General features: G+C 66.5%; 8 protein-coding genes and 1 riboswitch. Of the genes, 2 read left to right on the forward strand and 6 right to left on the reverse strand.

Annotation, left to right across the window (positions count from 1 at the left end; all coding sequences use genetic code 11):
• Positions 1-84: 84 nt before the first annotated feature.
• Both C8J43_RS01465 and C8J43_RS01470 read left to right on the forward strand, forming a co-directional pair.
• Positions 85-3267, forward strand: coding sequence for a TonB-dependent receptor (locus tag C8J43_RS01465; RefSeq protein WP_133029449.1), 3183 nt, complete (start codon positions 85-87; stop codon positions 3265-3267).
• A 90-nt stretch (positions 3268-3357) separates the two neighbouring features.
• The gene (locus C8J43_RS01470) at positions 3358-4344 is read left to right on the forward strand and encodes a 2OG-Fe(II) oxygenase (RefSeq protein ID WP_133029450.1); all 987 of its coding nucleotides are present in this window, start codon (positions 3358-3360) and stop codon (positions 4342-4344) included.
• On the opposite strand, the gene alr is transcribed toward C8J43_RS01470, so the two are convergent.
• The 6 genes from alr to C8J43_RS01500 form a co-directional block, all read right to left on the reverse strand.
• Positions 4345-5379 carry an alanine racemase gene (gene alr, locus C8J43_RS01475; RefSeq protein ID WP_243645416.1) on the reverse strand — a complete coding sequence of 345 codons (1035 nt, stop codon included), beginning with the start codon at positions 5377-5379 and terminating at the stop codon, positions 4345-4347.
• 49 nt (positions 5380-5428) lie between these two features.
• Positions 5429-6208, reverse strand: coding sequence for an ABC transporter ATP-binding protein (locus tag C8J43_RS01480; protein ID WP_133029452.1), 780 nt, complete (start codon positions 6206-6208; stop codon positions 5429-5431).
• Positions 6199-7167, reverse strand: coding sequence for an iron ABC transporter permease (locus C8J43_RS01485; RefSeq protein WP_133029453.1), 969 nt, complete (start codon positions 7165-7167; stop codon positions 6199-6201). Before C8J43_RS01485 ends, C8J43_RS01480 begins: the two co-directional genes overlap by 10 nt.
• Before the next feature lie 157 nt (positions 7168-7324).
• Entirely contained in the window at positions 7325-8137 is an 813-nt protein-coding gene (locus tag C8J43_RS01490; RefSeq protein ID WP_243645360.1) for an ABC transporter substrate-binding protein, read from the reverse strand.
• On the reverse strand, positions 8134-10035 hold the full coding sequence (locus C8J43_RS01495) for a TonB-dependent receptor (RefSeq protein WP_133029454.1): 1902 nt from the start codon (positions 10033-10035) through the stop codon (positions 8134-8136). Before C8J43_RS01495 ends, C8J43_RS01490 begins: the two co-directional genes overlap by 4 nt.
• Before the next feature lie 110 nt (positions 10036-10145).
• A riboswitch (cobalamin riboswitch) is annotated at positions 10146-10361 on the reverse strand.
• A gap of 20 nt (positions 10362-10381) precedes the next feature.
• Positions 10382-12436, reverse strand: coding sequence for a TonB-dependent receptor (locus C8J43_RS01500; RefSeq protein WP_133029455.1), 2055 nt, complete (start codon positions 12434-12436; stop codon positions 10382-10384).
• Positions 12437-12466 lie beyond the last annotated feature (30 nt).

Genomic DNA, 12466 nt, shown 5'->3' on the forward strand with positions numbered 1-12466 from the left:
ACGTCAACATGAACCGGAGCTTGCACTAACACTTCATACCCGTTTGTATTCGGTATCAAAATTACAAACGGGGCAACTTTAACCATGAACATGTATCGCCTTCTCGGCGCCACGGCGCTCGTGAGCGTGCTAGCCGGCCTTCCGTCCTATGCGGCAGCGCAGACCGCGCCGGATACCACGACGCAAACGGCGACCGACGCCGCTACGGCATCGCCCACCGTGGCGCCGCAGGCCGCGCCCGCTGAAGATACCAATACCCAGGAAATCACCGTCACGGGTTCGCGCATTTCGAACCCGAACGGCGTTTCGACTGTGCCGATCACATCGATCTCGGCAGTTGAGCTGCAGCAGACCGGCAACCTCTCGGTCGGCGACGTACTCAACAACCTGCCGGCGCTCGCAAGCACGTTCAGCCAACAGAATTCGACACGGTTCCTGGGCACCGGCGGTCTCAGCCTCGTCGATCTTTATGGGTTGGGCACCCAGCGCACCCTGGTGCTGGTCAATGGTCGCCGCCACGTCGGTTCCGACATTCTCAGCAACGCCGTTTCCCCGGACATCAACACCTTCCCCACCGACTTGATCGAGTCTGTCGACATCGTCACCGGCGGCAACTCGGCGGTATATGGTTCGGACGCTATCGCAGGTGTCGTGAACTTCCGCCTCAAGCAGAACTTCGAAGGTTTGCAGGTTCGCGGCCAGGGCGGCGTGAGCCAGTATGGCGACGCGGGCTCCTATTACGGCAGCCTCCTCGCGGGCAAGAATTTCGCCGATGGTCGCGGCAATATCGCCGTCAACCTCGAATATGCGCGACAGAATGATTTCTACGGCTCGGAGCGCAATTATCTTCGTCGGGTCGACGGTTTCGTCGTCGTGGATTCCGATCCGGCCGGCAGCGATGGCATCCCCGATCGCGTCTTCTATCGCGATATCCGGTCAGGCACCTATTCGAATGGCGGCCTCGTGTCGTTCGCATCAGGTCGTAACACTTTTGCCTCTGGCGCCACGAACCCGAACGCTGGCGTATGCGGTCGTGACTCTGCTCAGAACCCGTTCAATTGCAACTTCCTGTTCCAGTCGGATGGAACCCTCGTAGCGCAGACTGGCGCGCGTGCTGGACTCGCTGCCGGCACGACTCCCGCGGGCTCCTACATCGGCGGGAACGGCTCAACCCTTCGTGAAGGCAATTCGCTCCAGATTCTTCCCCAGCTAGACCGCTATTCGGCAAACGTAATCGGTCATTTCGACGTATCCGATGCGTTCGTGCCGTTCTTCGAAGCGAAATATGTTCGCACCAACTCGTTCGGTACCGGTGCCAGTGGGCCTGCGTTCATCTCGGGTGGGACGTTAGCCGATTCGCGCGAGCAGATCCGCCTCGACAACCCCTATCTTTCTGCTCAGGCACGATCGGTAATCACCCAGCAGTTGTTGGCCGCCAACCCGGCCGCAACGGTCACGGACGCGACACGCTTCTCGCTGCGCCGCAATTTGCTCGATTTCGGCGTGCGCTCCGAAGCCGCGAAACGCGAGACTTATCGCTTCGTCGGCGGGTTCCGCGGGACGTTCAACGACGACTGGAAGTATGAACTCACCGGCAACTATGGCGAATTCCATGAAGCCACTCGTGTTGCTGGCAATCTGAACGTCCAGCGCTTCCTGTTGGCAAACGATACGACCCGCAACGCTGCGGGCCAGATCGTTTGCCGTTCGCAGGTCAGCCCTGCAGCGCAGATCCCCTATGTCGACAACGATGCGATCCTCGCGGCGGACGTTGCCGCTTGCGTACCGGTGAATCCGTTTGGCGAGGGTAATGTCACGCAGGCAGCAAAGGACTATGTCCTTCAAAGCACGATTTCGCGTGGTAAGATCACACAGCTCGACATTTCTGGTTTCGTCGCAGGTGACAGCAGCCAGCTCTTCAATCTTCCCGGCGGTCCTGCACGGTTCTCCCTGGGTGGCGAGTATCGGCGCGAAACAGCGTATTTCCGCGCCGATCCATTGGTCGAAGCCGGCTATACATTCTATAATGCGTTGTCCGAGTTCGCGCCACCTTCATTCCAGGTCAAGGAAGCCTATGGCGAGTTGCAGCTCCCGCTTCTTAAGGATCTACCGCTTATCCAGGATCTGACGGTTTCGGGCGCCGGTCGCGTGTCCGATTACAAGGGATCCGCGGGGACGAACTGGACCTACAACTTCGGCGTCGACTATTCGCCGATTCCCGATCTCCGGTTCCGTGCTCAATATGCCCGTGCAGTGCGCGCGCCCAACCTGTCCGATCTGTATTCGGCAGCGGGACAGAATTTCGCGCCGGGCTTCGTCGACCCTTGCTCGGCACGGCAGATCGGTACGGGCTCGTCGACCCGCGCTGCGAACTGCGCCGCTCAGGGCATTCCCGCCAGCTACGATTTTGTCTTCCCGTCAGGGTCGCTCGAAATCGTCAGTGGTGGCAATCCAAACCTCTCGGTCGAGAAGTCGGACTCGTACACCTATGGCGGCGTCTTGCAGCCTCGTTTCGTGCCGGGCCTGACGCTGTCGGTCGATTACTTCAACATCAAGGTTGCTGACGTAATCACAGCACCGACCGCGCAGCAGATTGCAAATGCATGTTACGACGCGGCGACGGTTGAGAATCAGTTCTGCAACCTGTTCTCGCGCTATGCTGCTAACACCGTCGTTGATGGGGCGGACCTCAGCTACACGATCAAGCCAGCCAGCCTGCAGCAGACGCTGTTGAATTACGCCAAGTTGCAGGTGCGCGGCATCAACACCGACCTCGCCTATACGCGTCGGTTCGGTGAAGATCTGTCGCTCAACCTCCACTTCATCTGGACGCACAATCTGCAGAGCGATTCGTTCTTGAACCCGGCAGATCCAGGCCGAGCCGACACCGATCTCGGAGAAGTCGGCCAGCCCAAGGATGCACTGAATGTCAACGTTCAGGGCAGCAAGGGTCCGTTCTTCATGTCGTATCAGTATCGCTTCCTCTCGAAGCAGCTGGTCAATGGCCTTCAGTACGAAGACGTGAACACGTTCCAGGGCCGCCCGCCGCAGAATGCCGACTATGCTGACATTCTGTATTATCCGTCGGTCAGCTACCACGACGTCCGACTCGGGGTGAACATCGAAGGCGGCTCCAACTTCTACTTCGGCGTGGACAACCTCACCAACGAACTCCCGCCCCTCAGCTCGACGGCGGTCGGTGCGGGCACCGGCATCTACGAGCCGGTCGGCCGTCGCTTCTATGCGGGCTTCACCGCGAAGTTCTGATCGCCGTTTTGCGATGATCTCTTGGGGTCGGCGATGTCGCCGGCCCCTTTTTTTTGCCCGCCCTGGGCCATTGCGGATAGAACCCGCTGGATGAACAGCGAAACGCTCCTGATCGAAGCCGACCGGTTGGTCGCAGCCGGGCAGACCGGGCGAGCCGTGTCGATCGTCGCCACCGCCGCGGAACAGGGCGACGTCGACGCGCTGTTCCGGCTTGCGAGCTGGAACCTGACCGGCGGCCCGGTGCCGCGCGATCTTCGCCAGGCACGCGAAATCCTGCGTCGCGCCGTAGCGATCGGCCATGTCGATGCCGCCTTGCTGGAAATCGCGCTGACAGCGAACGGATCGGGTTCGCCCACGTCTTGGCACGCCGCGCGGACGCTATTGGCAGTCGCTGCACGTTCCGATCCCGTCGCCGCGCAGCACATGGCCCTGCTCGACGCGATGCGCCTGACCGCAGATGGTCACCCTGCCGCCGAACCGGCATCGGCTCGTCTCGCCACGCAGCCGGAAATCCGCCATTTTCCCGCGCTGCTGACCAGGGAGGAATGCGCACATCTGGCCAACGCCGCAAACGATCTGCTTTTGCCCGCCGGCGTGGTCGATCCGCGTACCGGGCGTGCCATTACCCACCCCGTCCGCACGTCCGATGCCGCGGTGATCGGGCCGATGCGCGAGAGCCTCGTCGTGCGCGCGATCAACCAGCGGCTCGCGACCATCACCGCGACGGATATCGCCCAGGGCGAGGCGTTGACGATCCTCCGCTATCGCCCAGGACAACAGTTCCGCCCGCATTTCGACGCCATCGGCAACGCTCGCAACCAGCGCACGAAGACCGTGCTGATCTACCTCAACGAAGGTTTTGCCGGTGGCGAGACGCACTTCCCCAAACTCGGCGTCACGATCCGCCCGAAGGCCGGCGATGCGGTGTCCTTCACCAACACGCTGGCGGACGATACGACCGATCCCCAGTCGCTGCACGCCGGACTTCCCGTGGTGCAGGGCGTCAAATGGCTGGCGACGCGGTGGATCCGCAAACGGCCGTTCGATGCCTGGACGGGGCCGGAAACACAGGCCTGATCACGCGTCCGACCATAGTCGGTCGAGCCGTCGGCCGAGTGAGGTCAGCAGTTCATACTGCGACATGCCCGACCGCGTCGCGGCCCGTAACAGATCGCGGTCGACTGCGATCCAGTCGCCTTCGACCAGCCCGGCAGCGTCGTCGACGCGCACCGCGAGCAGATCCATCGAGACGCGGCCGATCACCGGCAGCTCGATCGTCCCTGCCCACGCCGTGCCGCGGTCCGAGAACCCGCGGAAATATCCATCCGCATAGCCGAGGTTGACGATCGCGACGTCGGTATCCGTGGCTGCCGTCCAGGTCGCGTTGTACCCGACCGTCTCGCCGACCGACACGCGAAGCCGTTGCAACACCTGCGCCTCGACCGTCGCGACGGGCTCGATCGCGGCGGCAAGGCTCGATCGCGGCACGCCGCCATACAGCGCCAGCCCAGGGCGGGTCAGGTCGAACGCATAGTCCGTCCCCAGGCCGATCCCCGCCGAATTGGCGAGGCTCAGCCGACGCGCCGACGTGCGACCGGCAAGCGCGGCGAAGCGATTACGCTGGACCTCGTTCATCGCCGACTCTTCGTCCGCACAGGCGAGGTGGCTCATCAGCGTTTCGAGTTTGAGGCCGTCGAGCAGACCCGCGGCAATGTCATCGGTGGACACCCCGAGCCGGTTCATGCCGGTGTCGACCATGACGTCGCACGCGCCGCCGTCCGCGGCTTTCCAGCGCGCGACTTGGCCCACGGTATTCAGGACCGGACGGGCAAACCCGGCCGACGCCGCCGCCATGTCCTCGTCGCGGACGCCGTGGAGCACGGACACGGTCAGCCCGAGCGGCGCGAGTTCGGCGGCCTCCTGCCAGTTCGAGACGAAGAAATCGCGACAGCCAGCCGCCGCGAGGCGGCGCGCGACCTCGATCGCGCCGAGGCCGTAGCCGTTCGCCTTGACCGCGGCACCGCAGGCGGCGCGCCCGCTCATGCGGTCGAGCGTGCGCCAGTTCTGGACGAGGGCGTCGCCATCGAGGCGCAAACGGAGCGGGGCAGGAATGTCGATCACCGGGTGCGGGATAGTGCGCCGAACGGGGCACGTCGACCGTCTATGCCGGTTCGATGCGGCCGACGGGCACGAACAGGCGACCGTCCTCGTCCTCCAACGTCGCGACGCGAACACCGAAAACCTGCCCGAGCGTAGCGGGCGTGAGGACATCGGCGACCGGGCCGAACGCCACGACCCGACCGTCCGCTATCAACAGAGCGTCATCGGCGGTGCGCTGGGCCTGGACGAGGTCGTGGAGGACGATCGCGACGCCCGCCCCGCCGGCCGCATAGGTACGCAGGCGCGCGAGCAGGTCGATCTGGTGCGACGGATCGAGGCTGGCGAGCGGTTCGTCGGCGAGCAGCCAGCGCGGCTCCCCCGCCAGTACGCGCGCGAGCAGGACGCGGGCGCGCTCGCCGCCAGACAGTTCGGCGATCGGGCGATCCGCCAGATGCGTCGTTTCGGTGTCGTGCAGCGCGCGCGCGATCGCCGCGTGATCGGCGGGCGACGCGCCGGCATGCGCCCCCCGGTGCGGCAGCCGACCAAGCGCCACGACGTCGCGCGCGACGATGTTCCAATGCACCGTCGCATCCTGCGGCAGATAACCGATCGCGCGCGCGCGCACCTTCGGGTCCATCGCCCGGACCTCCTGCGTATCGAGCCTGACGCTGCCGGACGCATAGCCGACGAGCGCGGCCGCCGCCTTGACCAGCGTGCTCTTGCCGGCGCCGTTGGGGCCGAGGATCGCGGTCACGCGACCGGGGCGCAGATGCGCGGATATGTCGTGCAGCACGGTGCGCTTGCCGAGCTTCACGCTCAGACGATCGACGATCAGATCCATGCGCGGCCTCGCTCCCTGAACAGCAGACCGAGAAAGAACGGCGCGCCGATCATCGCCATCGCGACGCCCAACCGCACTTCGCCCGCGCCGGGCGCAAGCCGCACGAGGCTGTCCGCGGCCAGCACGAGCGCCGCGCCGCCCAACGCCGACGGCAGGAGCAGCGCGCCCGGCCGGTGTCCGAATATCGGTCTCAGCAGGTGCGGGACGATCAAGCCGACGAACCCGATGACGCCCGTCACCGCCACGCCCGCGCCGACGACGAGGCCGGTCCCCAGCACGACAAGCACGCGGATACGGCCCATCCGCACGCCGAGCGACCGCGCCGCCGTTTCGCCGAGCGACAGCGAATCGAGCGACCGCCCGGTCGTCAGGAGCAGGATCGTCCCGAGCAGCATCGGCGGCAGCGCGGAATATACGTCGGTCCACCCGCGATCGGTCAATGCGCCCATCAGCCAGTCCATCACCTCCGCCACCGCATAGGGGTTCGGCGCGATCGAAATCAGGAACGCGGTGAGCGCGCCGGCGAGGCTAGTCAGCACGGTCCCGGCGAGGATGAACGTGATCGCGCTCGACGATCGCCAGGTCAGCGCGGCAAGCAGCGCGACCGCGCCCCCTGCCCCGAGCATCGCCGCGACGAAGATGCCGGGTCCGGTGCCGACCCCGAAGACGATCGCGGCGACCGCGGCGAGCGCCGCAACCGACGACACGCCGACCACCGCCGGGTCCGCCAGCGGATTGCGCAGATAGCCTTGCAGCACCGCGCCCGACAGCCCGAGCGTCGCCCCCAAGGCGAGCCCGAGCACCGCGCGCGGCAGGCGCAGTTCGAGGATGATCCACCAGCGCGGATCGGCGGAGAACCACGCGGACGGCGGCACCGATACTTTCCCGCAGCCGAGCGAAACACCGAACAGCGCGATCACGAGCAGCCCAAGCGCGAGCAATTTGAGTGTTCGGCTCATTGCCGCCCCTCCTCGTCTGCCAGCACTCCACCCACACCCACCACCCCGGCGAAGGCCGGGGCCCAGTTGGGGGACGATCGTGACTGCGCGCAGCGCTCCATTACTCCGGCCTTCCCAACTGGGCCCCGGCCTTCGCCGGGGTGGAAAAGGTGGGCCATCACAGCCTCGCCCTTATCGCGGCAAGCCGTTCGAGCGCCGGCGGAATCGTCGGCCCGCCGCAATTGATCAGCACACGCGGAAACACCGCTTGCGGCGTGGTCGGCAGCAGCCGGTGGCGCAGTGCCGCCCCCCGCCCCACCCGCTCCGAGGCGATGACGACATCGGGCGGCTGCGTGACGATCGTCTCCGCCGACAGCGTGCCGGTATGGGTCAGGCCGTAGCGCACTGCCGCGTTGCGCAACCCGACGCGGTTCATCATGTCGGTCAGCAACGTACCGTCGCCAGTCGCCAGATCGCCGGTTATATACAGCAGCGCGCTCGGCGGGTTGGCGCTGCGCCGCGTCCACGTGGCGGCGGCGCGATCGATATCGGCATTGATCCGCGCGCCACCCGACGGCGCACCAACCGCGTCGGCGATCTGCGTCACCTGCGCCTGACTCTCGACGATCGAGTCGGGGATGCCGAGCAGCAGCGTCTTCAGCCCGGCCCGCGCATACGCCGCCTGCGTCGCCGCGGGCGTGTAGGTGCTGGCGATGACGAGATCGGGGTGCAACGCGATCACCTCCTCCGCGGTGCCCGCGGTCGCGCGAAACCGCCGCGCAACCTCCAGCGGGATCGATGTCCCGCCAGGATCCTGCGAATAATGACTGATCGCCGCGATCCGCGATGCCGGCACGATCCGCACCAGCACCGCATCGACGCATGGATTGGTCGAGACGATCCCCCCGCCGCCGCTTCCGCCCGGCGGCACGGAACAGCCCCCGAGCATCGACGCGACCAGCAGCGAGAGGAGGATCGCCCCGCGGTTCACTTCAGACGCAACCGCACGCCGCCATAGGCCGCCCGCCCATAGGTGCCGTAGCCGGCGATCGTCTGGTACGACGCATCGGTGATGTTATCGACGCGACCATAGACCGCGAACCGCTCGCCGATCGGAAACTCCGCCCGAACGCCGCCGAGCGCATAGCCATCGAGCCGCACCGCATTGGCGGAATCGTCGAAACTGTCGCCGACCATCGTCACGGTGCCGCCGATCGATAGCCCGAACGGGAACCGGTAATCCGCGTTGACGCTCGCGGTCTGCTCCGGCCGCCGCGCGAGGGTCTTGCCGAAATCGTCGCCGATCGACCGGTTCTCGGTGTGGATATAGCTGTAGTTCGCGGTCAGCGTCAGCGCATCGACCGGGCGCAGCGCCAGCGTGAACTCGGCGCCGTCGGCCTCGGCACGCGCGACGTTGTCGTACACGCCGAACGGGCGATTGGCGCAGATCGAGCCGGTCGTCGCCTGCTCCGCGTCGCTGCAAGAGCGGAAGTCGATCTGGTTGCGCGTGCGGCGGTTGAAATAAGTGACGCCGACGCGCGCACGGTTGCCGAGAAACGCCTGTTCGACGCCGACATCGAAATTGCGCGCGGTCTCGGGATCGAGACCGCGGTTCCCGTAGTCGGAGAACAGCTGATACAAGGTCGGTGCCTTGAAGCCCTCGCCATAGCTCGCGCGGAGCGTCGTGCCGGTCCGCAACGCCAGTGCGGCATTGGCACCGAACGTCGTATGGTTGCCGAAATCGTCGTGATCGTCGTTGCGGACGCCGCCGGTCAGCGTGAGGATGTCGATCGGCTTGACGATCAGCTGGCCATAGACGCTGGTGATGCCGGTGTCGGCATAGCTGAAGCCGTCGCTATAGCGGCTGTTCTCGCGCTCGACGCCGGCGACGACGCGCACCTGATCGAGCGGGCGGAAGTCGCCCTGATATTCGTAGCGCTCGCTGCGGCCGCGCCCGATGAAGCTCGGGTCGGTGCCGAAGGTCGGATCGTAATTGTCGCGGTTGATGTCGGCGATCGTGAACGCAATGCGATTGTTGAACCGCCCGTCGGCGAAGTTCGCATGAAGCCCGGCATAGCCATAAATCTCCTGCGTCTTCGAATATTCGGGGTCGTCCGCCAGGACGAAATCGGGCGCCGGAAAGCCGTCGATGTCGACCTTGCTGTCCGCGAAATAGCCGCGCAGGTCGAGGCCGATGCCCGGCGCGAACTCGACGCCCAGCCGCCCGGCCGCGCCATATTGGCGATAGCCGTCGCGCTCGGTGCCGCTCGCCGCCGACGAGATGCCGTCGGTCCTGAGGTAACCGCCGGTCAGCGAGCCCGAGACCGGTCCCTTCGCGCCCGACACGCCCGCACTCGCGAACACGCTGTCGGCATAACCATATTCGGCATTGGCGCGAGCCTGCACGCCTTCGGTCGGCGTCGCGGTGATGATGTTGACGACGCCGCCGATCGCCTGGCTGCCCCACGGTACCGAGTTGGGCCCGCGCAACACTTCGATCCGCTCGACCGAGCTCGACAACAGGTTGGCGAAGTTGAAGCCGCCCCCGGTCGACGAAGGATCGTTGACGCGCACGCCGTCGATCACGACCAAGGTCTGGTCGGATTCGGCGCCGCGGATCCGCACGCCGGTCAGCGCGCCGACCGACCCGTTGCGCGTGACGGTGACGCCCGGCGTGGTCGCGAGCAGGTCGGACACCACCGTGGTCTGGCGGCGTTCGATCTCGGCACGGTCGATCACCGTCACCGCCTGGCCGACTTCGCTCGCGGGTTGCGCGACGCGGGCGGCGGTGACGACCAGCTCGGGCGTATCGCCGTCGGGAATGGATTGTGCGTAGGCGGGCGACGCGATCGCGGCCGCCGCGCTCAGAAATAGGAATGTCTTCGTCATCGGGCACGTCCTGAACAGAACCGCCTGCGACCATTCGCAGACGGCCAGACGTCTCTCGCTCGAGGATGCCCCAGGGGGACCTCTCGTCCGCGCCGGACACCCGCCCGCGCAGTGGATCGACCGTGAGAGGCAGGTCTCCTGGCTTCCGGGTCTTCGCGCCCACCCCGCCTTCCCAGGCTGTCACCCAGTGGCATATTCGGGGTGGCCGCTATCCGGTCACAGTTGCGGGTACAGCGCCGGTCTTGCGGCTCTGGTCATGACGACCCTTCCGCGCACCGACTTCCCTTTTGATCCCGTCGCCGGGAACCCTTCACGCGACCGCCATTAGTCGCAGCCCAGACACGGGTCAACGCAAGCCGTACCGGAGCCCGAGCCAGATCGTCCGCGGCGTCGCGCGTTCGACGATGTTGGCGCCGCTGATCCCCGCCTCGACGCGCTCGTTCAACACGTTTTCCGCGCGCAGCTCGGCCACCAGCGACCGCAGGATCGGCAACGCGGCATAGCCGTCGAGCGTGGTCGCGGGCGCGAGCACCCGCGTATTCTGGTCGTCGTCATACTGCCGGCCGATGTGGCGCACCGTCAGCGAGAGCGCGGCGGCATCGCGGCGCCAGTCGACCGTTCCCGAGACCGCATCGCGCGGCGTCTGCGCCGGCCGCAATCCGTCGAGCGCCGCGGTGATCCCCGATCCCTCGACGGTCGAGTTGGTATGCGACCACGACGCCTGCACGCCGAACGGGCCGGGCCGATACGACGCATCGAGTTCGAACCCGTGCGCGCGGATCGCGTCGAGATTTTGGCGGACGCGATAGGTGGTCACACCGGGCAGGACCTGCGCTGGGCTGGTGGTCGTGACGTTGGCGATGGCGTCCTTGAGCCGGTTGTAGAAATAGGTCGCAGCAATGCTGACACTTCGCGCGGGCGTCAGCGTGACGCCGCCCTCGACCCCGGTCAGACGCTCGGGCGAAAGGAAGGCATTCGCGGCGGTGGCGTCGTTGCCGACGCGGAACGGGCGATACAGTTCGTTGAGCGTCGGCAACCGCCAGCCGCGATACCCCGCGGCGCGCAGCGTGATCGCCTCGGCGGGCTGGTAGGCGATACCGGCGCGGCCGGTCGCCTCGCTGCCGTCGCGATCGGCATAGCGCTGGTTGGTGAGCGCAGGGCCGACGGCGATCGGCCGTTCGGACAGATAGCCGCCGTCGATCGACCACCAGTCGACGCGTCCGCCCAGGCTGAAGGTCAGGTCCCCCGCGACCACGCTGCCGTCCGCGAATAGGCCCGTCGTCGTGGTGCTCCCCCCTGCCTCGCGCCGCCGCGTCGGGGCCGCCGCGACGAAGGTGTAGAGTTCCTGCGTCTTGCCGCTGACGTCGCGCAGGTCGGCGCCAACCCGCAGCATGATGCTCTCGCCCAGCGGCGGCAGGATCTCGATTCGCCCGCCCAGTCCGGTCGCGGGCGTATTATACTGGTTCAGCGACTGGATCGCGGTCGTGCGTGCGGCATTGATGCTGTTGAAGCTGCTGGCGAACGCGCGCGTCTGGAGATAGGCGAGCGCCGAATAGCCCCAGTCGCCGCGCCCGATCAGCCGGATGCTCGCATCGGCGCCCTCGCTCGTATTGGCGGTGAAGTCGGACCCACGATCGCGCCGGTCGGTGAAGGCACTGGCGTTCACCTGCAACTCGGTCTTCGCGCCGATCCCCACGACGGTCCTGATCGCACCCGATGCCTGCTCGTACGGCGCGGGTCGATCGACGATCCCCCGACTGTCGGCCACGGTCGGCGTGAAACCGTCGCCGCGCGCATAGGCGCCGGACAGCGTCGCGAACCCGCCCTCGCGGACCAATGCCGCCGAACCCTGCGCATCGACCGAGTCCCGGCTGCCATAGGCGACACTGCCCTGGAACGGCGTCAGCTCGCTAGGCGTCGCGCTTTCGAGTTCGACCGTCCCGGCCAGCGCCCCTGGCCCCTGATAGCCACTGCCGCCTCCCCGCGTCACGCGGATGCGCCCCAGCCGCCCGGTCGCATAGGCGGGAAACGCGACCCACCCGCCGAACGGATCCGCCTGCGGTACGCCGTCGAGGATCAGCAGCGCGCGGCTCGATGCATTGCCGCCGATCCCGCGCAGCGAAATCCCCTGGCTGGTCGGGTTGGCGCTGCGCGAATCGGAGCGACGGAACTGCTGCAAGCCGGCGACATCGGCGAGCACGCTCTCCAGCCGGTTGCTGGCATTGGCGTCGATCCGGTCGCGCTCGATCGTGACGATGTCATAGGCGCGATCGCCCGGTGCCGGCGCCAACCCGCGCCCGGTCACGACGATATCGGGTGCAGGTTCGGGGGTCGATTGCGCGACGGCAGCGCCGGACGACAGGAGGACGCAAACGAGTGCAGAGATCGGAAGGCGAATCATCGCCGGCGCATGGCAGCTTTACCCCGTCTC

Source organism: Sphingomonas sp. PP-CE-1G-424, assembly GCF_004341085.1.
Taxonomy (GTDB): domain Bacteria; phylum Pseudomonadota; class Alphaproteobacteria; order Sphingomonadales; family Sphingomonadaceae; genus Sphingomonas.

Bases quoted from the DNA above. Each gene is read 5' to 3' on its own strand.
- C8J43_RS01465 (WP_133029449.1), top strand. From the start codon at position 85: ATGAACATGTATCGCCTTCTCGGCGCCACGGCGCTCGTGAGCGTGCTA.
- C8J43_RS01470 (WP_133029450.1), top strand. From the start codon at position 3,358: ATGAACAGCGAAACGCTCCTGATCGAAGCCGACCGGTTGGTCGCAGCC.
- C8J43_RS01480 (WP_133029452.1), bottom strand. From the start codon at position 6,208: ATGGATCTGATCGTCGATCGTCTGAGCGTGAAGCTCGGCAAGCGCACC.
- C8J43_RS01485 (WP_133029453.1), bottom strand. From the start codon at position 7,167: ATGAGCCGAACACTCAAATTGCTCGCGCTTGGGCTGCTCGTGATCGCG.
- C8J43_RS01495 (WP_133029454.1), bottom strand. From the start codon at position 10,035: ATGACGAAGACATTCCTATTTCTGAGCGCGGCGGCCGCGATCGCGTCG.
- C8J43_RS01500 (WP_133029455.1), bottom strand. From the start codon at position 12,436: ATGATTCGCCTTCCGATCTCTGCACTCGTTTGCGTCCTCCTGTCGTCC.